Source organism: Mesorhizobium sp. CA13 (genome assembly GCF_020165235.1).
Lineage (GTDB): Bacteria > Pseudomonadota > Alphaproteobacteria > Rhizobiales > Rhizobiaceae > Mesorhizobium.
This window is the reverse complement of sequence record NZ_JAIUHS010000013.1, coordinates 165,617-188,725: the sequence shown is the minus strand read 5'-3', so window position 1 is coordinate 188,725 and position 23,109 is coordinate 165,617. Positions and strand designations below refer to the sequence as shown.

At 59.3% G+C, this 23,109-nt stretch carries 12 protein-coding genes; 11 read left to right on the top strand and 1 reads right to left on the bottom strand.

What is annotated here, in order from left to right:
• Nucleotides 1–42: 42 nt before the first annotated feature.
• Nucleotides 43–1,074 carry a hypothetical protein gene (locus LB566_RS25095; RefSeq protein ID WP_224628333.1) on the bottom strand — a complete coding sequence of 344 codons (1,032 nt, stop codon included), beginning with the start codon at nt 1,072–1,074 and terminating at the stop codon, nt 43–45.
• Nucleotides 1,075–1,282: 208 nt separating this feature from the next.
• On the opposite strand from LB566_RS25095, the gene LB566_RS25090 reads away from it, so the two are divergent.
• From LB566_RS25090 to LB566_RS25040, 11 genes are all read left to right on the top strand, one after another.
• The gene (locus tag LB566_RS25090) at nt 1,283–1,714 is read left to right on the top strand and encodes a helix-turn-helix domain-containing protein (RefSeq protein ID WP_224628332.1); all 432 of its coding nucleotides are present in this window, start codon (nt 1,283–1,285) and stop codon (nt 1,712–1,714) included.
• Between the two features lie 290 nt (nt 1,715–2,004).
• A complete protein-coding gene (locus LB566_RS25085; RefSeq protein WP_224628330.1) occupies nt 2,005–4,176 on the top strand; it encodes a hypothetical protein in 2,172 nt (723 codons plus the stop codon).
• Between the two features lie 653 nt (nt 4,177–4,829).
• The gene (locus LB566_RS25080; protein WP_224628329.1) at nt 4,830–5,741 is read left to right on the top strand and encodes a DUF2971 domain-containing protein; all 912 of its coding nucleotides are present in this window, start codon (nt 4,830–4,832) and stop codon (nt 5,739–5,741) included.
• A 48-nt stretch (nt 5,742–5,789) separates the two neighbouring features.
• Nucleotides 5,790–6,605, top strand: coding sequence for an RES family NAD+ phosphorylase (locus LB566_RS25075; protein ID WP_224628328.1), 816 nt, complete (start codon nt 5,790–5,792; stop codon nt 6,603–6,605).
• A gap of 865 nt (nt 6,606–7,470) precedes the next feature.
• Nucleotides 7,471–7,866, top strand: a complete 396-nt coding sequence (locus LB566_RS25070; RefSeq protein ID WP_224628327.1) for a hypothetical protein — start codon at nt 7,471–7,473, stop codon at nt 7,864–7,866.
• Nucleotides 7,867–8,150: 284 nt separating this feature from the next.
• A complete protein-coding gene (locus LB566_RS25065; protein WP_224628326.1) occupies nt 8,151–8,498 on the top strand; it encodes a DUF2293 domain-containing protein in 348 nt (115 codons plus the stop codon).
• Nucleotides 8,499–8,654: 156 nt separating this feature from the next.
• Nucleotides 8,655–9,875, top strand: a complete 1,221-nt coding sequence (locus LB566_RS25060; RefSeq protein WP_224628325.1) for a hypothetical protein — start codon at nt 8,655–8,657, stop codon at nt 9,873–9,875.
• A 486-nt stretch (nt 9,876–10,361) separates the two neighbouring features.
• Nucleotides 10,362–11,108 carry a hypothetical protein gene (locus tag LB566_RS25055; RefSeq protein WP_224628324.1) on the top strand — a complete coding sequence of 249 codons (747 nt, stop codon included), beginning with the start codon at nt 10,362–10,364 and terminating at the stop codon, nt 11,106–11,108.
• Nucleotides 11,109–11,401: 293 nt separating this feature from the next.
• Nucleotides 11,402–16,489: a DEAD/DEAH box helicase gene (locus tag LB566_RS25050; RefSeq protein WP_224628323.1), complete on the top strand. Its 5,088-nt coding sequence runs from the start codon at nt 11,402–11,404 to the stop codon at nt 16,487–16,489.
• Between the two features lie 230 nt (nt 16,490–16,719).
• A complete protein-coding gene (locus LB566_RS25045; RefSeq protein WP_224628321.1) occupies nt 16,720–19,248 on the top strand; it encodes a DEAD/DEAH box helicase in 2,529 nt (842 codons plus the stop codon).
• Nucleotides 19,248–23,108 carry an Eco57I restriction-modification methylase domain-containing protein gene (locus LB566_RS25040; protein WP_224628320.1) on the top strand — a complete coding sequence of 1,287 codons (3,861 nt, stop codon included), beginning with the start codon at nt 19,248–19,250 and terminating at the stop codon, nt 23,106–23,108. Before LB566_RS25045 ends, LB566_RS25040 begins: the two co-directional genes overlap by 1 nt.
• Nucleotide 23,109 lies beyond the last annotated feature (1 nt).

Sequence of the window (23,109 nt, the reverse complement as noted above, 5' to 3'; positions counted from 1 at the left end):
CTACCTCAGCCCTGTTGAGTTCGAGGAAACGGCGATGTTAGCTTAAGTGCCTGTCCATGGAACCGGCAGCAGGCCAGTTTGTCTGAATGACCGTCTCGCACCCTCCATAGCTATTACCCCGACAATGCCGGCATTGACGAACCTTCTCCAGCGATCGATCTCAAGTGCCCTGTAAGCGGGGTGCGTGCCTGCGAACCGGCTCTCGAAAGTCGGAACCATAAACTGGAAGTATCGGCCTTGGAGCTTGCCGAAGTTGAATCGTCGCAGGTCATGGATGAAGTCGACCTCGAGGTTGATGAGTTCTTGCCGATCCAGGGTAACTTCGATTCTGGCTCGGTGCTCATCGGGCGGGAGTTTGACGTAGGTTCCGGCCTCGATATTTTGGTTGTCGAGGAGCTTCTCCATCACCCGCCATCTGACTTGCCCATCCTTTCGGCCAACGTAGAACGTGGCGTCGACGGGGGCAGGACTGTCAGCGTGGGACGACAGCAGGTTGTTGGCTCCCATCACGAAGGTGGATTTCCCTCGGCCCCACGAGAAGCGTGGCCTGTCCAGGGCTTCGGCAATGAAGTCCCGGTCCGGAAACAGGTGTCGGGATAGAACCCCGACCATTCGTCCGACCGAGTCAGGCGAGGGTGATCGAGGCTTGAAATCGACGCTAATCTCGACTGAGCGAACGACGCCGTGCATCTGAAGCTTAAATCTCTTGTCCAGCGCGTCTTCGCACTCGGCCAGCAATTTTAACCGCGGTTCCTGAAATCGAATTCGAAACTCGGTGCTCACGTTCCCCGGTCCTGGGGCGATCGGCTCAACGTAAGGCCTTCGACCTAAGATAGGTTCGACAACTGCCTGCACGAATTGGAGCTGGGTAGAGCGTTCGAACCAGAAGCTGATGTCAACCCAATCTATGACCGCCCGGCATCTGTAGTCGCCGAGATCGATCACCGGCCGAACAACTGTCCTCCCAGCCACCCGTCGTTGCACCGACGTGGTGATAGCCGAAGCATATTCCAGGGCCACGTGTCGAGCAGGGTCTTTGATCCCCTTAAGAATAATCGTGGTCGAGTAGTCCATCACGCCACCACCCTCGGGTGGCCGATGACCACACCGGGTGGCCATTATCCAAGTCGTGAAGGCGATGCGACGCCGCTTGCGGCTTTGGCGATCAGATAGGCGACTTTGGATCCCGCGGACCCCAGCCACTCGCCGACGGGAAATCAAATTCCCCTACCTGTTATCGATATATCTTAAACGAGATCAATTAGTTAGCGATGAGAAAAGCGTGAGCAATACCAGCGTGAACCCCCAAAAATCCGAGATCGCGAAGTTTCTAGACAAGCGGATCCATGAGCTAAGCCACCGAAAGAGCCAACGGGACATAGCCAAGGAGATCGGCTTTATCAACGACAACGTCGTGTCGATGATGAAGAGCGGACGAACCAAGGTGCCGCTTGATCGCGTCGTGAGCATCGCAAAGGCGTTGGAAGTTGCACCTCGCCCCCTATTCGTCTTGGCGCTTATGCAGGACGGCAACGAAAAGGACCGTGCCGCATTCCAAGAAATGGTCGGGGAGTTCTCAGAGAACGAATTGGAGATCATCAGGGCGATCCGGAAGTTTTCGAACGGAAGAGATCCGAAGATGTCGGTCATATCTAGAAAGATTCTAAAAGCCATTTTTTGTGCAGCGGGCGGCCAAGGAGAGACAGCGAATTAGGCCACCGAATAGTGGTGCAGTTGGTCTCACCTTGATAATGACAAGATAGACGCCCCTCGGCCGGGTGCGGTGCGACGGTTAGGTGACAGGATCGGTAAATGGTCAGCCTTGGGAGAGCGAACACGAGCCCGAGACTGGCGCATTTTTCAGACAGCCAACGGTCTGGTTCAATCTGATATATTCTACTTTTCAGGTTCAAGCACCAGTAGTATGAATACTGGGTCGAAGCGCCTACAAATGGGAAAGTGCCATAGATTTTTGTGGATTTCATCATCGACTCTAGGTGAGACATGCAAAGATGGCTTGTTTGCATCATCGCGTGCTTGCTCTTCTCGAATGTCGGCGAGGCCCGATCGGATTCCATCTGGGATCACAATGGCTCTCGTGTGCGTCTGAAGGATACCGCCGGAAAGGTGGAGATCCTGTATGAAGACCCAAAGCCCCTGATGGAAGAGGCCGGCGTTTCACCTGGCACGCTTCTGTTCAACGGCGACCGGTTCCAAGATGCCTATCATGGAACGGCCCGGCGCTTTTCGAAAAATTGCGCGGATCCATTGGAGTATACGGTGTCGGGGCACCGGATCAATGATCAGCGGATCATTCTATGGGGTGTTCTGCAGAGCCGCGATGCCAATTGTAATCTCACCGGTCCGCTCAAGACGGATCAACTAGTGTTCGATCTAATCGAGGCTGACAATTCGGGGAAACCTTCCGCAAGCTACCAAGCCAATGATGAAGCCGAGAAACAGATAGCTGAGAAGGTCACCGCATGCTTCCGGGCAGGCGCCTTCGGCGACCGGAGCATTTCCATCGAGCAGATGAGAGACTGTTCAGGTGTATGGGTTACTCCTAGGGCGTTTCTCAGCTGCGCTTTGGAGAGCGGTTGCCCTGTGATCGAGGACACGGTCGCCGGGCGCGCAACCGTCGATCAGATGCTCGCAGCCGAAGGTCTGACACGCCGCTCCCCGCTTGTATTGAACCCCCAGCTCCTTCCGTTGATGCCTGACAGCGCAACCATCGACGCATGCCGGGATTCCTCGGCCAACCAAGACGAATTCCTGAAGTGCTCAGCCCAGAAAACAGCAGGGGGCCGCTACAATGCGCTCCTAAACTGCTTCGCAAACGGGAGCGAAGGCGCAGACTTGGCTTGTTTCGCGGAACAGCTGGACAATGCCAACCTGAACGTTCTGATCGGTTGCATCACGGGGGGCGCTCCGACGCCGGACAAGGTTTTGGACTGCACGCTCAACAAGGACATAAAAAGCAAGGCTGAGGGCATCAAAAGCTGTATCGATACAGCGGGCGACAATGCAGCGGTAGATTGCTTGACTGAAGGGCTATCGAGCGAGCAACAGGTGATCGCTCGTTGTCTCGCCGGTGGTGCCTCCACTGATCAGACCGCCGGTTGTCTGGCGCAACTTTCGCACCAAGCGGGCCAAGCCAAGGAGCTTGCTGGCTGTCTCGCCGATGAGAATAGGACGGCGCTGGGCTGCGCCCAGGACGTTCTTCCGGCAGCGTTGAATGATGCGGCGGCATGCGTTGCAGGCGGCAATGACGCGTCGGACTGGGCCTCTTGCGCGTCCAGCGTGGTTGCGGGAGCCAATCAGGCTAAAGCGATTGCCTGTATGTCCGGCGCGAAGGGCGACCTCGAAGCTTTCGCATGTCTCGCGGAAAATTCGGGCTCTGATTCGAAAGGCATTGGCCGCTGCATTCTCCAATCAGATCGCTCCGCCGCGGCCGCGTGTTTGCTCGGCGACAAACCGGAGGTTCAGGCTTTTCAGAATTTCTATCGCTGTGCGAGTAACGGCCGCGACCCGGCCTATCTCGTTGAAAACTGCACAGAGGGACTCTTTGACTCCAAGACAAGCCAAAGCCTCGCATGTGCATTGCGCGCCGAAGGGGATAAAACCGCGCTCGTAGCCTGTGCTGCTGGAGCGGCTCTACCCCCCGATGCCGCCCGCCTAGTTGGCTGCGCCACATCGAGCCAAGGCGCTACCGATTTCGCCCTTTGCGCGGCCGCGCCCGGCATGAACGAGGAGTGGCGCACCGCGGCTCAATGCGCCGTCCAATCCGGCGGCGAGCCGATCAGCTTCGCGGGATGCACGGCAGGTCGGCTGACCCTTCGAGAGTTGACGAAGTGCTTTAAGGGAAAGATCGGTGAGGATTGTTTCGGCAGAAACAATACAATCGTGGCTGGCGTTCGCAACGCTTTGCATGATTTGACCCAGGGCCCTGGAAAGAACAACGAGGTGATCAAGGCGATTGCCGCCCTCGATGATCTGACCGGAGGCGACAATTCGGTGATCAACAATCCTGGTCAGATCCTGGGTGGTCCCAATTCGCTGGTGCGCAATCCTGGGCAAATTTGGGGCGGCGACAGTTCCGTCTTCAACCAATTGGCCGGTGGCAAGAACTCTGAGGTGCGCAAGGTCCTACGCGCGTTTGATCCAAGCAATTGGTAGATAGAATGACCAGCATCGCTACGTGAGGGCTGCTCCGACTTGGAATCAGCAAACCTGATGAGCATGGCAGACGCCCAAACCTGCTCGAATGACCGCGTCTAGCGCCCCGTGCCTGCTCTTGGCGGTTTGATCGTGTAACCCTTAGCAGGCGAGGGGGTGAGCTTTACTGCGGGCAATATCCAAACCCCATAGGGTTCGCCAAACCGTCGGGTCGGCGAAGGGAAGTCACTATCAACTGCATTCGGGTTGCCGTTTCTGGACGCCGCGAAAGGAGACTGCCGACAATCGCCGGGGTTCCCAGGAACCAATCGCTTTTGTTCGCGAGACGGGATCAGCCCCATAGATGAAGTCCTAGGAAATGCCGTGGCGAGCGATAGGGAAGCCTTCTGTTGCGGCAGAGGAAATTTCGTCAATGCTCCACATTGGGCGGGAGGGGTCCGAGTAGCAAGCATGGATAACTAGCTGAACGTTAGCCTTTTTGGCTTTCGAGAAAATCAAGTCGACCGTGGTGCGTCGGACCTTCCGATGGGTCGAGGAGTGAGTAGACCTCGCGACCGTCTCGCAGTTGCGAATCGACGAGGATGCGCGACTATATCGTCTTCTTTCGACTGGGATGACGCATCTGCGATCCCGGACCATTAGGATTTGCGGCGATGATGATCCCGAAGAAACTTTATAAGTATCGCAAATTCGACGTGGTCGCCCTCAGGATGATCACCTATCACGGTCTCTACTACGCAGATCCGCGGAGGTTCAATGACCCGCTCGATTGCGAACTTTCGATCCAGCCAGACATCAGTCCCCGCAAGCTTTCGGACCTCCTCAAGTCTCTGCTCGGTCCAGAACGCGAGGCCGACTGGCGTCACGAGATCGCCTCGGCGAGATACTATGCAAGCGAGGAAGGCGACATCAAGCTTGCGGGCGCAGCAAGAGACTATCTGAGGCGCATCCTCGCTGACCGGATCGGCACCGAGATTCGCAAGGATTTCGACCAGCGCGGCATCCTCTCATTATCGGCCACTTGGCGATCAGTCCTGAAGTGGTCGCACTACGCGGATGAACATCGAGGCATCTGTCTCGAGTTCGACACGACTGAGTTGCCACATGACCGCCTAGCGCCGGTGCGTTACGACGGCGTTCGCTCGGTGATGGCGAGCGACATTTACGCGTGGAAGCTCGGAGGGGACGAGGCGGCGGGAAGCCGCGCCTTCGAGACCCACTTCTACTCCAAGGCGCCGGACTGGAGTTATGAGCAGGAATGGCGAGACATTGGCGACAAGCCCGGCGAATGCGGCGACTATCGCATCACCGGCGTCTATTTCGGCTTTCGCTGTGACCATGCTGTCCAGGTCGCCATCGTGAAGATGCTCGGACTGGACAGCAACGTGGACCTTTATGATGTGCACCTCAATCCATATTCATTTGAGCTCAGCCGGGCCGAGATCGACGCCGGCGAGATCGACGCGCTTGGTATGCGCGAGCCGCGAGAGATCGAGACGGCGCGCCTGATTAGCGAGTTTTACGATGTCGACGCGGTTTCCAACGACACACCTGAGTTGGCCTGATCGGCAGATGGAAGCGCATATTCGACTGTTTCGCGATTGGAGGCTTTGATGGAGCAGGATGATCCAACTGCAGGCGAGTTCGCCTCTTGGCTAAGCTACCAATGGTTCGCTCGCAGCGTGCGCCATCGTCGCCGATATGTATGGACTGACGATGAGAACGCCTTCCTCGCGGCGGTGCGCGCCACGATCCACGACCGCGATGTCGAGCTGCCTGAAGGAATGATACTCTTTCGTGCCCAGCGTGGCATCGATTGGCGCACTCGAACCGATTCTGAGGACAACGAAATCGGCGAGGAACCGATTGGCTACGGCGCCCTGCGGATGATGCCACGAATCGACCAAGCGACTGAGGGGCGCGCCAATCCGGCGGGCATTTCCGTGCTCTATCTCGGCACGACGACCCGAAGCGCTATTTCCGAAGTCCGGCCGTGGATCGGCGCCTGGGTATCTGTGGCCCAGTTCAAAATCCGGCGAAGCCTTAAAGCACTCGATCTTTCTCGAGGTCACGGTAGGTCATCGTTCAGCGAAGTGGGGTTCCACCATCTAGGGACCGAGCCGCTCAATCGTGAGCGCAAGGAGAAAGCCGTCTGGATCGATATCGACAATGCCTTTTCTCGCCCCGTCACCCTGTCTGATGACGCTGCCGATTATGTGCCGACCCAGATATTGTCAGAGCTTTTCCGCGACGCCGGCTACGACGCGATCGTCTACAAGAGCCAATTCGGCGAAGAGGGGTTCAACATTGTCCTGTTCAACCCCAATGATGCCTACATTCTCAATTGCGCGCCCTACGAGGTTACTGGCCTGGAACTCTCCTTCAAGCAATCCGGAGACCATTGGTTCACCAAGCAGCCCGAAGGCTAGGCGCCGGCGGCCAAAGTTGGTGGTTGTGAGGCGTGAGCCAAGCGCGCATGCAGCTACCGCAGCTTGGGTCGTAGGCCGTCCCGGCGAACGAGCACTGGCGCGATCCACCATTTAAGCATCGCGCCGCAAAGCTTTAGTGATCCAGTTGAGGTCACGTTGACACTGTCAACGTTCACCAGGACCGACGGCGCACCAGGCTCAGTTCTGTCAACCAGAAATCGTGCGTTCTCTTACGCCGTTAAGAGCGCGCTTGACGCTAAGTTTACACTAAGTTGACAGATCGGGCGGAAATGCGCGTTTCTGCAAACTGTCAACTTCCGCAACTGTTCGGTCGCACTTGCTAGCATCTGACGGGTCTCGCAGGTCGCTAGCCGGAACGCTGCCGGACTTGTGTGGAGCGAAATGATTCGCGGAAACTATTCCGCAACGAGGGCGATTTGAGGCGACCTGAAGGTCTCAAATGTCTGAAAGCACATATCAAAATAGGTGGGGAAAGAGGGCTTCCACGACCGGCGCCTAGAGCGAAGGCGATTGTGATTTCAGCCTCCTATTTCTCAGTGGTTTCGCGAAACGACACGTCTCGTGCCCCCTTCGTTTCCTTCCTATGAGCCAGATTCAAGGACAGACAGATTGATAACAGGCAGCCTTGCAAGGGCATCCTCCAGGAGTTCGAAGCTCCGGTGCTTCTGGCGCTCCCGACTATTAGAGAACTGGCCAGCCTTGGGCGGTATTCACGGCGTTGAAGAAGTCTGCAGTCAAGCGCCAGCGGGGCCAATAAAATAAAGCTGTTGAGAGGAAGTCATCGATTACTTACGTGACAAGTCATTCCAAGTATGGCATAATAAACTCTATGAGGAATACGATCTTGGAATCCGAGGCGCTTAGGCCACCAAAGCTTCTGCTGGAGAAGTGTTTTGGTAAGAATTGGCGGTGGAGGCGCAAAATTTCGACCTTTATGACGGCGCTCGAGGGTAATCTTGCTAGTGGTGTTGCGAGCGCGCGTCGGCAACTTGCTAGCTACCTGGAGCTGGACGAGCTTTGCGGTCGCGCCATCTGCGATATCAAGGAGTATGATGTGGACGAGAAGCCTGCCGCGCCGGAATCGCCTGTCAAGGCGAAGGAGATCATCAAGGACATGAGCTTCAAGATGGAGCTGTCCTGGCATACCGAGTTCAAGAAGGCAGCCGCGGACGCAAATCTCTCGATGACGGAGCTGCTGCGTGAATCCTTTGAGCTCTGGAAGCAGAAGCGGGGTAATTAGCTAGGTCTAATCGCGTAACTAGTGCGTAGCTACTCGGTTGAAGTCAGCAGGCAGCCCGCCGAAGGCGGCCTCCGGAGGTTCCAACCTCCGAATGCTGCAGGTGCTTCAGCCGATTGAAGATGCTGGCAGCCTTGACGAGGTGATACTCATCACCAGCGGCCAGTGGAGCCCTCTAGGCCATGATGCAGTCAGAACAAATGCGGGCCCGGACAGTGATGTGAACGCCGCCGCGGAGGCTCGATAGCGATGCCGGTGCTTTGGCCAGCCGAGCATGATTGAACTCGATGTCAGATAGTGACGCGCCGACACCCGACGTTACGAACGCATTTTCGTTCGATGTTGTGATGCGACATCTGCGCATCCATCATCCCGGTTGTCCCAAGGAGAGTTGCCACACCATCGCTATAGGGGTCAGCGCGAGAAACTGGCGCGGCCTGAAACTGGGCGCTGCAGTTGGCATCGAGCTGCAAAAATACATCCGGCATTCTCTTACTGACTACGACGAGCTGCTCCGGTCCAAGATGATGACGCGCGAGGAAGCGCGGTCTTACATTGCACCGCACGTCCAGGAGGTTCTTCGCAAGTGGCGCAAGCCTGCATTGAAACTTCGCGTGGCGCGACCGGAAGGTTGAAGGCCGAACGCAGAGTCCGGGTGCGCATAAGCTGTTCTCCGAAGTGCTCACAACACCCTCACAGGTTCGCTGTGCGTATCAGCACGTCGACTTCGATCTGCCGACCGTGTTAAGGCCGCTGTCCATTTCCCCTCGGACGACCAAGCAGCAGAGCGCATGACCTCGCATTCCGTCACCTTGATGGCCGCCAAATCTCCCTCGTCCTTCACCCTCACATATACAGAGCAACAGGCCGACCAGAAGCAGAAGCGCTTTCAGAACCGGGTTGTCCTGCAGCCGGAGATCGACCTGAAGTCCTATACGTGCCGGGCGGTCATCGACTGGGCGGATATTCGCTTCCGGACGGTAAAATACACCCAGTGGAAGTGGATCAAGCATCACATCGACAAGGCCATCGGGGAGCGGACCTGGGCGGAGAAAGGAAAGCTCGACGACGACGGAAAATACCGAGAATTCGTCGTGCGCATTCAGGAACCGGTTACGAGAGACCTTCTGCTTGCCGAGGATGTCGTAAGGGCAAGATGGGATCTGCAGGAGCAAGCTGAGATCGCCGGACTCGAAGTCAGCGTCGATTTCAAGCCGCGCGAATTCTCTCGGGAGGCGCTCGCGCTTATGTTCGGCGTCCTGGTGCGTAGCCACCTGCCTAGCCGGAACGTCATCGATGAGCCGGCCGACAGACCACGGTTCGCCTGGGGCAAGGGTGACGACGATAACAGGCATGTGCTCGGATACGATCAGAGGCATCCTGAGCGCAGCGATGCGTTCCTGCTCAACCCCGCCAAAGATGAACCGGCAGCATTCGATGCGACCTACTACGTCGGCGCTAAAGGATCGCGGTCTGCATGGCGAACGATGGTCAAGGTGCTCGACAAGCAGAACATCGCCACCGGAACCAGGAAAGTCCTACTGGAGAGAGAGCGAAGGGTTCGGCTCGAGGTCACGGTGAACGAGAGTGAGCTTCGCGACATGGGCATCAAGACGATCATGGACTTGGCAGCCTACAGGTTTCAGCGCCTCCAAGGTCGATATTTCAAGTTCGCTGTCCCGACCTTTCCGCAGCTTGCGACTGAGCCGGCAGAGAAGCGGAGACCGCTCTTGGAATTTTCGTGGAAGAGGCGGCTGCAACGGTTCTTGAACGCGGGTGTTGTCGGACTTGAAGCGTGGGACGAGGCCTGGCGAAGGAAGAAGAAGCAGACGCGGAAGGAAGCTCTTGGCACCAACCTACCTTTGGGCCTGACATCCGTCATGACCGGAAGCTCCAGCACGTTGAAGGACTACAACGAGCTTACGAGAAAGGTGATACAGGCACTCCGACACATCGATGACCGGATGCGGTTGAAAGATGCGTTCCCGAACGCCGGCACCAGCGATACCTAACGTCGTCCAAGCCTTCTAGATGCATGTGGTAGCGAAGCCGATTAGTGTCTATGCACAGAAGCACCTATGCAAGTTATTAGAGGCCAAGGATCGGCCTTGAAGCCGGTATCAACCCGGGCAAGCAGTTCGAACGCTGCGGAGTGGGTCGGTAGATGCGCATTTCCGTGGAGAAAAGATGCAAATAGGCTCTATGGCCGCATTGCCGACGACGCTGCGGCTCGAAGATCCTTCAAGGCGCCGAACTTGAGGCGCCAGCTCGATCCAGCGGAGGCATTTCCGATTTGTATCTGGAAGCGCTGCAACAGGTGACATTGCTGCGCGTTCCAGATACGTGCCCTCGTCACAGGGGCGCTCAAGGGCGCTGGTGGACAGCCCCGAAGCATCAATGATGCGTCGGGCGCAAGGAACCAGCCGGTGACAGCCCTCGCGAGAATGGATTTTCGCCTTCATCGCCATTGAGAACATTCGCAAGGTTTAGAAAAGTCAATGATTGAATCCCTCCCGCTTGTGGCCTACAGCTTTGCCTATGTGAGGCGGCAGATCCGTTCTCTAGATGATCTGAATGCCAATGGAGCGCTCAAGCGGCAACGCGCGGCGCAGCTAGGCTTCGAGAAGCGAAGCGGCAGACAAGTTCTGGAGAATTTTGCGGACTGGAGCACCTACCGGGGTGCCTCTTTCGTGGCGCGTCACAAATTCCATCGGGCCATCTCGGTTGCTCGTAACGTCGGTGCCGACCTCCTTTTGGCTGACATCGGCGACCTCATCGAGCACACGAGACCAGATCAGATAGTTAGGTGCTTCGGCGTCCTCAATAGCCTCGACATTGAAGTCTGGGATGCATCCCAGGATCGCACCTGGCAGTCCATGACGCCTGATGAGCAGCGTTCCCTCATCTCGGGCGCGGCGCGAACGATGGCATCTCGGTCGAAGGCAGTGAGACAAGGAATTTCGCTCTCCAGCGCCAAAAAAGGGGCGCCTCCAAAAGGAAATCACCAGCTTGGCAACCTTGCCAACCGTCGTAGTGCAGATCAGTGTGCGCGTCGCCATCAGGATTTCGTCCTGAGGGAGATGGACAAGCTGCTGGCTGGCCAGGAGCTCTCTCCATCGGCCCTGGCTGCGGCGCTGAACGCTGCTGGTGTTTCCTCTGCACGGGGAGGGCAGTGGACGCACAACACAGCCAAGGACCTTATTGCTCGTATTGGCAAACTGCCCGCGAAGCCAACGTCGACATGACGTGCACCGAATTCACCCTATAAAATGGCCTTCTGACCGAAGGTCCCGCCGAGTCACGCGGCCGGCCACTCGTCTGCTCACCGCGGCCTGTGGCTCGCGCTTGAGCCAACGAACCTTCTATGCATGCACATTGACCCAGCTTCAGTTTTCGCCAAGATGGCGGGGCGGGGTTTGCAGCATCTGCTGCGGGGGATTCGATGAATGTATTTGAGTTGGATAGAGTTCTCGTAAACGACTACGAGCGCTTTTCAAGATCGTTCACGCGTATCAGGGCCGAGGATATTCGCCGGAGCGTGGATGAAATCTATGCCAGCGGTCGGTTTTGGCCGGAGCCTCTGATCTCGATCAACCCGCATTTTGAGCGGGGCGACAGAATCGACGAGCTGGTGCGCGACGGCACCCTTCACCCCAATACCGGAAAGATCTTTCGCGTCTCTGGCACTCCGATCACGCTGCATCGGCACCAGCAAGAGGCGGTCTCGAAGGCAGTTTCCCGGAAATCATTCGTCGTCACCACGGGAACAGGATCGGGCAAGTCGCTTTGCTTCTTCGTTCCGATCGTGGACGCGGCGGTTCGCGCCCGGGCCGCCGCCGAGGCGCAGAGAACGCGCGCGATCATTGTCTATCCGATGAATGCGTTGGCCAACAGCCAGATGGCGGAACTGAACAAGTTCATCGACCAGTCGGGATTGGATGAAAGGCTGCGCCCGACCTTCGCCCGTTATACCGGCCAGGAATCTGCCGAGGAGCGCGAGCTGATAAGCAGAGCGAAGCCAGACATCTTGCTTACCAACTTCATGATGCTCGAGCTGTTGATGACACGCCAGGCCAAGCTGGACAGGGCGGTCATCGAAAACGCACGCGATCTAGACTTTATCATTCTTGATGAACTGCACACCTACCGCGGCCGCCAAGGCGCTGACGTCGCAATGCTTGTCCGGCGCGTCCGGGATAGGCTTTGCGCTGACAAGGCGCCTGTTTGCATAGGCACATCAGCGACGATGGCCAGCGAAGGGTCGGAAGCGAAACGTGCAGAGGTGGTGGCCAGCGTTGCGACCAAACTGTTCGGGACGAGCGTATCGCCTGATGCGGTGATCGACGAAACCTTACAGCGGGCTACCGATCAGTCGATCAAGGCAGGCAGCTTGAAAGACGCCCTGATCGATATCATCAAGGGCGAGATCCCCGCGCACCTCGACGATGCGGCCCTATACAAACATCCACTCGCTGCCTGGATCGAGCTCGAGATCGGTCTGCTCGACAAGCAGACGCTGAGCCGCCGGCCGCCCATGACAATCTCGCAGGCTTCCAAAAAGCTGGCTGATTTCACTGGCTGCGGTGATGGTATCTGTCGCAAACAGATCGAAACGATGCTGACCTTGATGAGCCTGGCCGAGAAAGACCGGGGCGGCTCGGGTGAGCGAGCATTTCTGGCATTCAAGTTGCACCGGTTCTTTTCAGGCGCCGGACGCGTCTACGCCACCCTGCGGGCAAGCGATCGGCATGTGACTCTCGAGGGCCAGCGCTTTGATCCGGAGGATGAGGAAGCCAGGCTTTATCCAACCTTCTTCTGCAGGGAGTGCGGCCAGGAGTTCCATTCCGTAACGCTTGCCGATGACGAAGGCGTGCGTCGGATGCTGCCGCGCTCGATCGACGAAACGCCGATCGAAGACCCGGATGTGGAAGACGAGGCCGGCTATTTCATGCCGATACCCGAGGGCGATGCCGATTTCATCTTTAATGGGGCGCCGGAAGACTTTCCCGAGGATTGGACTGAGCCCAGTGCAAACGGTGTCCAACTAAGAAAAGACAGACGAAAGTGGATCCCAAGGGCGTTGGCCGTTCAGGTCGATGGGCAGCCTGGTGAACATGGCAGGCATGGCTTGTTCATTTCTGGGAAGTTCAGATTTTGCCCTGCTTGCGCCGACCAGCCATCCACGAGGGCGCGGGAGATCAACAAGCTCGCAAGTCTGTCTGCCGAAGGGCGCAGTTCAGCAACGACACTGCTCGTTTCGAGCACCTTGCGGTGGATGAACAAGCGCGAACACGGCATCCCGCTCGACAAGCGAAAGCTCCTCGGTTTCACGGACAACCGACAGGACGCAGCGCTGCAGGCGGGCAACTTCAACGATTCTCTGTTCGTGACATTGCTGCGGGCGGCGATACTCGCGGCAGTCCGCGACGGTGGGAGCAATGGGCTGGCCGAGGACGAGTTCGGACGCCGGGTGCAGGCAAAGCTGGGCTTCCTTGCCGGTAGGGACGATCGCCGTCAGGAATGGATGATCGCTCCGGAGACAAAGGGTATCCACCGTCAAGATGCCGAACGCGCCCTTTCACGCGTTCTGACCTATCGGGTCTGGGCCGACCAGAAACGCGGTTGGCGCTTCACCAATCCCAATCTCGAAGAGCTGGGGTTGATATCGACCGTCTATTCGGCGTTGGATGAGCTGGCCGAGGATGAGGACGCATTCGCAAATGCACCGCCTGAGCTCCGCAATTTAGCGCCCGATCGAAGAAAGGAAGCCCTGCGCATTCTGTTCGAAGCTCTTCGGCATGGATTGGCAATCACGGCCGAAGCGCTCGAGCAGCAGACGCTGGAAACCACGATGCGCTCCGCGGGACAGTTCCTGCGTGAACCCTGGTCCATCTCGGAGCGCGAAAATCTCCGCTCAGCTGCCGCTCTCATTGTCGTGGCGCCGAAGCGGAGCGAAACCAATCTACGGAGCGAGTCACTGATCATCCGTGGAGGACCGCGGAGTAGGCTTGCAAAGGAGCTGAACCGGACCAGCATCTGGGGCGAACGGCTCTCCGGCAGTAAATATCAGGAAGTGCTCGAGGGGCTGCTAAGTGCCGCCGCCGAGTATCAACTTGTCCGCCGCGTCCCGACGGTCTTCGACGTCGAAGGATGGCAGCTAGCGGCTAGCGCAGTCCGGCTGGTTGCAGGGAGCACCCATAGAAGAAAGCAGCCGAACCCCTATTTTCTGGACCTCTACAACTATCTAGCGGGGGCGCTTGATGGTGATGGCGATGGTCTGTTCGGACTGGAGAGCCGCGAACACACCGCTCAGGTCGATCAGGAGCGGCGTGAATGGCGAGAATGGCGGTTTCGCTATGGGCCAGATGACCGGGAGCTCATCGCCGAGCACCGTGAAGCGATGCGATTGGCGATGGAACCGGATCAGTTCCTCCCGACGCTGTTCTGCTCGCCGACAATGGAGCTGGGTGTCGATATTTCGGCGCTCAACACAGTCTATCTGAGAAACGTGCCGCCTACGCCGGCAAACTACGCTCAACGATCCGGCCGAGCCGGACGTTCAGGCCAAGCGGCACTTGTCGTCACCTACTGCGCGGCTCAGAGCCCGCATGATCAGTATTACTTTTCCCGCCGCGACCAGATGGTCGGTGGGATCGTGCGACCGCCGGCGCTCGACCTTGCCAATCGCGAGCTAGTCGAGGCCCACCTGCACGCCGTGTGGATAGCCGAGGCCGGCCAGGAGTTGTCGCCCGATATTCCGCATGTGCTTGACCTCTCGAAGCCGGGTTTGCCGGTGAACCAAGACATTGCGAAGAATTTCGCGAGCGGCGGTCTGGCTGAGCGGGCTGTAGTGCCCATGCGCCGGATTCTTGACAGCGTCGATTCTGAACTCGAGGCTTCCGAAGCCCGCTGGGCCAGCAACCGGGAAGAGTTCCTTGCAACGGTGGTCGCGAACGCCGGCGAACGGTTCTCTGGCGCGTTCAAACGCTGGCGGCAGCTTTACGAGGGCGCGCGCACGCAATTGATCGAAGCCAATCGTAAATCGGAGATGCACGGGCTCGACAAGCAAGAACGACGGGACGCCAAGATTGCCCAGGCCCAGGCCAACGAACAGCTCGCTCTTCTGGAAAGGGGGCAGGCAACCGGAGGGTCGGATTTCTATACCTATCGCTATCTGGCGACCGAAGGTTTCTTGCCGGGCTACAATTTCCCGCGGCTCCCCCTCTACGCATACGTGCCCGCGAGCGGCGCCGGCGGCCCGAAGGCAGCCTATCTACAACGCGCTCGTTTCCTTGCTATCGCGGAGTTCGGTCCGCGAAGCCTCATCTATCATGAGGGTCGCGCCTATCGGGTCTACAAGGCCAAGCTCTCGCCGGACATGCGCGGGACCACAGACGGGAAGCTGGCGACGACGAAGCTCTATATATGCGACGCTTGTGGGGCCGCCCACGATCACGAACAAGATCGATGCCATGCCTGTGGCGCGCGGATCGCGGATGTTCACCCAATCCGCAACATCCTGCGCATCGACAATGTCGAAACGACGCCCGCTGAGCGAATAACGGCAAACGATGAGGATCGGCAAAGGCAGGGTTTCGAGATCCAGACAGTCTTCAGCTGGCCGTCGCGCGACGGCCAGCTGGATGTGATTTCTGCGACCATGTCGGATCAGGATGGCTCGATCGCCAACATCCACTACGCCCACGGCGCGCTCATCAGTCGCATCAACAAGGGCCTTCGCCGCAGGAAAGAAAAAACCATTCTCGGTTTTGGCATCGACGCCGCCACTGGGCGATGGACAAAGACGCCAGACGATGATGGCGACGAGGCGGAGACGCCGGATGGCCCGGTCACACAACGGGTCGTGCCCATCGTTCAGGACAACAAGAACGCAGCCTTGTTCCGCCCGGCTGATCAGCAAATAAGCGAAACCTCCATTGCCACCGTGCAACATGCGCTTACGCGCGGTATCGAGATTGCGTTCCAGCTTGAGGAGGGCGAGGTCCTCACCGAGCCGGTGCCCAGCCGAGAAAACCGTCGCGCTATCCTTGCGTTCGAGGCCACCGAGGGCGGCGCGGGCGTGCTTGGACGCATCGTCGATGAACCCGAAGCCATCAGGAGAGTTGCGAGAACGGCACTGCAACTCATGCATTTCCAGCGCCTGGAGGAAGCAATCGCCGCTCGCGATCCTGCCTTGCTGGTGGATGCGCCGGATGCGAATTGCGTAAAGGGCTGCTATCGCTGTCTGCTTTCCTACTACAACCAGCCAGACCAGGAGCTGATCGATCGGACGGACGAAGCTGCGAAGCGCATGCTCTTGCGACTGGCGTGCAGCGAGATTCGACCGTCATCAGTCGACTCGGCGGTCGCGACGGGCGGCGGAGGTTGGGCCTCGGCATTCAAGGATGCAGGGATACCCAGCCATGACGCCGATCCACTGAAAATCGGCAACCAGACATTGCCATTGGTGTGGCGCTCCCATCTGGTTGTCGCAAGCGATTCCCCGGTGGCACCTGAGGATCTCGCCGAGATCGAGGCGCATGGGTTTGCATTTGTTGAATTGCCGCAGAGTCCTTCGCGGTCGGCACTGACGGAATTGCGGCGTTTGCTGGGAGTATCGGATTGACGGCGGCGTTTTCTCCGGGAGATCTCGTCCACGCTCGTGGTCGCGAATGGGTTGCCTTGCCTTCGCCGGAGGAAGGGTGGCTTTGCCTTCGGCCGCTTTCAGGGGCGGAGGCTGATATTCAGCTCATTCATCCCGAACTTGAGACCGACAAGCCTCGGCCGGCGCGATTTGCCTTGCCGGAACGGGAGCCGTTAGCCACGCAGTCGGCTGCCCAATTGTTGTCGGAAGCGTTGCGACTGTCGCTCCGCCGCGGCGCCGGTCCGTTCCGTTCCGCAGCCCGGTTGTCGTTCGAGCCTCGCGCCTACCAGCTCGTTCCGCTCATCATGGCGCTCAGGATGCAGACCGTCAGGCTGCTGATCGCCGACGACGTAGGTATCGGTAAGACCATTGAGGCCGGGCTCATTCTACGCGAGCTGATCGATCGCGGCGAGGCGGAAGCATTCACTGTCTTGTGCCCACCGCATCTTGTCGAGCAATGGACCGGCGAACTGAAAGAGAAGTTCGACATCGATGCGGTTGCCGTCACCGCAGCCTCGGCCGCGAGGCTCGAGCGCGGCTTGCCCCAGCACATGACCCTGTTCGATGCGCACCCGCAGACGGTCGTCAGTCTGGACTACATCAAGGCCGACAAGCGTCGCGACTCCTTCGCCAGGGCCTGCCCCAATCTGGTCATCGTCGACGAGGCGCATGCCTGCGTCGGCACCCACCAAGGGCGCCAGCAGCGTTTCGAACTGCTGAAGCGGCTCGCCGAGAATACAAACCGTCATCTGATCCTACTCACCGCCACACCGCACAGTGGCGACGAAGAGGCATTCGAGCGTCTGCTGGGGCTCATCGATCCTCAGTTCTCTGGTGGGGCCTTCGAAGATGAGCGCTCGCGCATCCGTCTGGCCCGTCATTTCGTGCAGCGGCGTCGCATCGACGTCACTTCGCGCGACTGGGGAGAGGAGCGCTCGTTCCCGCGTCACGAGACGAGCGAAAGTTCCTACAGGCTCGACAGCGCTCACAGTGCCTTCCACGACGCTGTGCTCGACTATTGCCTCGGTGTCGTCGAAGGTGCTGGGACCGGCCAGCGCGAACGTCGCCTGGCGTTCTGGGGCACGCTGGCGCTGATGCGCTGCGTCGGTTCGTCGCCCGCGGCCGCGGCGAGCGCGCTCCGCAACCGTTTGAGATCCGACCTGGAACTCTTGGGCGATCACGTCTTCGACGACGACGGCGAGGACGAGGATGCGATCGACGTCGAACCGGCTTCGGGGCTGGACAACGGTCCGCTGGCGTCGCTCGTCACCCAGGCTGAGAACCTGGCTCGTCAGCCGGACCCCAAGGTTGCTGCAACCGTAAAGGTCCTGCAGCCGCTGATAGCGGGTGGCGCCAATCCGGTAGTGTTCTGCCGATACATTGCCACGGCCGATCATGTCGCCGAGGGGTTGCGCAAGGCATTCCCAAAGCTGCGCATCGAGGTGGTGACAGGTGCCCTAACAGGCGAGGAACGCCGTGCGCGTGTCGAAGGCATGGCCGACGAAGGGCAGCGCTTGCTGGTCGCAACGGATTGCCTGTCGGAAGGCATAAACCTGCAGCACCTCTTCGACACGGTGATCCACTATGACCTTTCCTGGAATCCGACCAGGCACCAGCAGCGCGAGGGCCGCGTCGATCGTTTCGGCCAGTCAGCGACGCTGGTGCGCTCGGTGCTGCTGTTTTCGCCGGACAGCGCGATCGACGGTGCGGTGCTCGAGGTGATCCTGCGCAAAGCCGAGGCCATTCGTCGGGCTACCGGCGTGACGGTGCCATTGCCCGAAGAGCGTGGCGCGGTCACCGGCGCGCTGATGAACGCCGTCCTTCTGAGAAAGGGCCGCAGCCGGCAGCTCAGCTTGGATTTCGGCCTTGAGCAGGACACCAGGGCTTTCGAGATTCGGTGGCGTGATGCCGAAGAGGGCGAAAAAGCCTCTCGCGCCCGGTTTGCTCAGAATGCCATGAAGCCGGAGGAAGTGGCGCCGGAGTGGAAAAAGTGGCGCGAGCTGCTCGGCGGCCCTGCAGAGCTGCTTCGCTTTACCAGCCAGGCCATGAGCCGACTTGGCGTGCAGCTCGAAACGGCTAGGCAGAATTCATACCGCGCTCATTTGGGCGAATTGCCAAAGCCCATTGCCGAGCGCCTGGCCTCGCGTGGCCTCGCGGGCACGATCCAACTATCCTTCGACGAACCGCCTTTGCCCGGCCACATGGTGGTTACGCGCAGCCATCCGCTGCCGGCGACGCTGGCTGAATCTCTTCTCGAAGGTGCCCTGGATCCGGTCTCCAGCCCGCTGGATCCGATCGGGCGCGCCGGTGCCTGGTCGTCGTCCGCCGTCAACGCAATGACGACCGTCGCCCTCCTGCGTCTTCGCTTCAAGCTCACCGTGCATGGCCGGACAGAACGTATGCTGCTGGTGGAAGAGGCGAGTGCAATTGCCTTCGGTCCGACGGGCATCGCCGCCGCTGGCGAGGCGGCGCGAAGACTGCTTGATGCGGAGGCGGCCGGCAACCTGGCGGACGTTGCGCGCTTTCGCCTTGTCGACGCCGCTCTGTCTCGCGTCGCCTCGCTGATTGACGGTCCGATTGCCGACCATGCCAAGGCCCGCGCCGAGGCGCTTGCCGAAGACCATGATCGTTTGCGGCGGGCGGGCGCCGACGCCAGCCGCTTCCTGTCGCGCGTCTCCGTGGAGCCTGTGCGTCCCGCTGACATTATCGGCCTCTTTGTTCTCGTGCCTTCCGCAAGCTGATGAAAAAGAAACCTATCGCCCTCGAATTCTCGGCGCTGCAGATCGAAGGCAACCTAATTTCGCCGGCCATGCTCTCGGCGGTCGACCGGCAAGCCGCTGGCGACCAGGCCGAGGCTGACTACGGCGTGCCCAAGGGTCTCACCATCCGCGATGAAGTCGCGCGCTATTTTCGAATAGGCCAGGCATTGTTCGCGGACTTCGCCAAGGCTGAAACGCCCTCGTCGCGCGCCACGACACGCTTCGTCGAACAGCTGCTCGGCCAGGTGCTGGGCTTCTCCGACATCACCCATGTCGGCAGCCGCACCGAGGATGGTCGCCTGTTCGCGATCACCTTGGAAGCCCTCTCCGGACGCGTCCCGATCGTCGTCGTTCCTCCCACAGACGATCTTGACCATGCCAGCGAGAGCCTGCCGACCGACGGCCGCAAGCGCTCGGCCGCCACGGCGATGCAGGATTGGCTGAATCACTCAGACGCGGCGCTCTGGGGTCTCGCGTCCGATGGCGAGAAGCTTCGCCTGATGCGGGACAACCAGAGCTTGACGCGTCCCACATTTATCGAGGCCAATCTACGGCAGATCTTCGAGGCGGAGGATTTCGCCAGCTTCGCGGCGCTTTGGCTGCTGATGCATGCCAGCCGCTTCGGCAAACCGCCGGCGCCGGCCACCGATTGCGCCCTTGAACGATGGCGTGAGCAGGGCTCAAAGCAGGGCATCGCCGCGCGCGATCGCCTTCGCGACGGCGTTGAGGCCGCGCTGGTCGCGCTGGGCACCGGCTTTCTCGCTGAAAATCCAGTCCTGCGCGACCGCGTCACGTCTGGCGACTTACCGCTGACGGGCTTCTTCTCGGAGCTTCTGCGGCTGGTTTACCGGCTGATCTTCTTGATGGCGGCGGAAGATCGCGACCTGCTGCATCCGCTATCGGCGCCGACCGCTGCGCGCAGGCTCTATGCCCAAGGCTATTCACTAGGCACCTTGCGCGAGCGCTCGATCCGGCGCTCCGCGTGGGATGCCCATCGCGACCGCTGGGAGGGTCTGAAGATCACCTTTGCGGCGCTCGACCGGGGCGAGAAGCTGCTCGGCCTGCCAGCGCTGGGTGGCCTCTTCGCGTGCGGCGAGGTCCCCGACCTCGACAATGCACGACTCTCCAACCGAGCATTGATGGAGGCGATCTATCGGCTTGCCTGGCTGAAGGACGCTTCTTCGCTCCAACCGGTCAACTGGCGCGACATGGAAACCGAGGAACTGGGCTCGGTCTATGAAAGTCTGCTGGAGCTCACGCCTCGTCTGGTCGACGAAGGCCGCGCCATGACGTTTGCCGAAGGCGCCGAAACGAAGGGCAATCAGCGCAAGACGACCGGTAGCTACTACACCCCCGACAGCCTCGTGCAAGCGCTGCTGGACTCGGCACTCGATCCGGTGCTCGATCGCACCGAGGCGGAGGCTGATGACCCCGGAGGCGCGCTGGAGCGCGTTACCGTCATCGACCCTGCCTGCGGTTCGGGTCATTTCCTGCTTGCTGCTGCCCGACGCATAGCGACGCGCCTAGCGCGTGTCCGTTGCGGTGGCGTGGCGAGTGCGGCGGACTATCGTCATGCGCTGCGAGACGTTGTTCGCAACTGCATTCACGGCGTTGACCGCAATCCGATGGCCGTGGAACTGACCAAGGTCGCTTTGTGGATCGAGACGGTGGAGCCGGGCAAGCCGCTCGGCTTCCTCGACGCCAACATCCGCTGCGGCGACGCGCTGCTTGGGATCTTTGATCTTGATGCACTGAAGCATGGCATTCCCGATGCCGCCTATAAGCCTCTGACCGGCGACGATAAGGAGGCGGCAAAGATCGCCGGGCGCAACAATCGTGCCCAGCGCGAGGAGCGGAGCCAGCAGGAACTTGCTTTGGCGCAGGGCAGGACGGCATTTTCGCGCGCGAGCCGCGATGTTAAGGCCATGCCGGAGGACGATGTGGCTGCTGTGCGGGCCCGCGCGCGTGCCTTCGAGGTGGCGCATGCCGACCGCAGCTGGTGGGCCGCCAAGACTGCCTGCGACCTCTATGTCGCTGCGTTTCTCATCCCGAAGAAGTTCCGGGCCGGTGCAATGGCGCAGGCGAAGAACCCCGACCTTGTGCCGACGACGCGGGACGTTCGCGCAGCATTTGCCGGGCGTTCGGCCGACCATCAGCTCGTCGCCAAAGGCGTCGATTTCACGGGCGCCGCGCGTGCCTTCCACTGGCCGCTGGAGTTTCCCGACATTTTCGAGCGCGGCGGTTTCGACTGCGTGCTGGGCAATCCGCCGTGGGAACGCATCAAGCTGCAGGAGCAGGAATTCTTCGCCGCGCGCGATCCGGAGATTGCCGAGGCGGCCAATGCCGCGGTGCGGGAACAGATGATTGCAGCGCTTGCAAAGGCTGACCCGGGCACCAGGGAATGCAACCTGCATGAAGAGTTTGAGCTCGCAAGACGAACAGCCGAAGCAACGTCGACGTTTGTCCGAACCACGGAGGAGGAGGTTGGGCGCTTCCCGCTGACGGGGCGTGGCGATGTTAATACCTATGCACTTTTCACCGAGCTATTTTCTCGGCTCGCAGGTCGCAAAGGCCGTGCAGGCGCCATAGTGCCGACCGGAATCGCTACCGACGCAACTACCGCCCCCTTCTTCGGTGCGATGATCGATCGCAAGCGGCTCGCAAGCCTTTTCGATTTCGAAAATCGAGATGCGATCTTCTCTGCAGTCCATCGTAGCTACAAATTCAGCTTGCTCACGATAGGTAGCGACGTTGAGGAGGCGGCTTTCGCGTTCTTCCTCACCAATCCCTTGCAGCTGGGGGAACCAGAGCGCAACTTTACCCTCACGTCTGACGAGATTGCAGCGATCAACCCAAACACCAAGACTGCTCCGGTTTTTCGTAGCGCGGAGGATGCACGCCTAGCGACGTCTTTGTCTGGCCGACATGGTGTCATTTCTCTGGCGGCACCCGGCACAGACTTCTACCGGTGCGTAGACGTCAACAAAGACGCAAAATACCTTTCTAGATACTCCCCTGTCGCGGACGCAGACTGGGTTCCATTATACGAAGGCAAGATGCTTCATTTTTTCGATCATCGCGCCGCAGGCTACGGCGAGCGTGGGGACGATCGAGGATATCGTGTCTTACCCGAGACAGCGCTCGATGAACATCAGGACCCCTCATTTCGCCCGGCATTCTTTTGGCAGGTGCGGGCTTCGGTTGTGGAGGAGAGGCTTCCTCTTTCATGGCCGCATCAATGGTTGATCGCATACAAGGACATAAGTTCTGCGACGAATGAGCGATCTCTCATCGGGTGCATCGTGCCCCGATTGGGAACGGACTACTCTATCCGCTTATGTTTTCCTGAAGGAAAACCCGAACAAAAGGCGTTGTTTGCAGGAATGCTGAATTCGTTCGTATTTGACTACATGCTTCGCCAGAAAATGAACGGGTTGCACATTTCCGATTACATTATGAAGCAAATGCCGATTTGTGCTTTGACATCTACCGGCAGTGCCAGCGCTTTGGAGGCAATCTTGGAACTCACTTATACGTCAAAGGATCTTCAGCCGTTCGCACTCGACCTCGGTTTCGATGGCCCGCCGTTCGCCTGGAACGAGGGGCGCCGTGCGAACTTGCGCGCCGAGCTCGACGCCTTTTATGCTCGTGCCTACGGCCTCACCCGTGACGAATTGCGCTACATTCTCGACCCTGCCGACGTGAAGGGACCGGATTACCCTTCTGAAACCTTCCGCGTTCTCAAGAACAATGAGGTCAGGAAATACGGCGAGTATCGCACGCAGCGGCTTGTGCTCGAGGCATGGGACAAGATGGAAGGCGAGTGGCAAGATCGCCGATAAC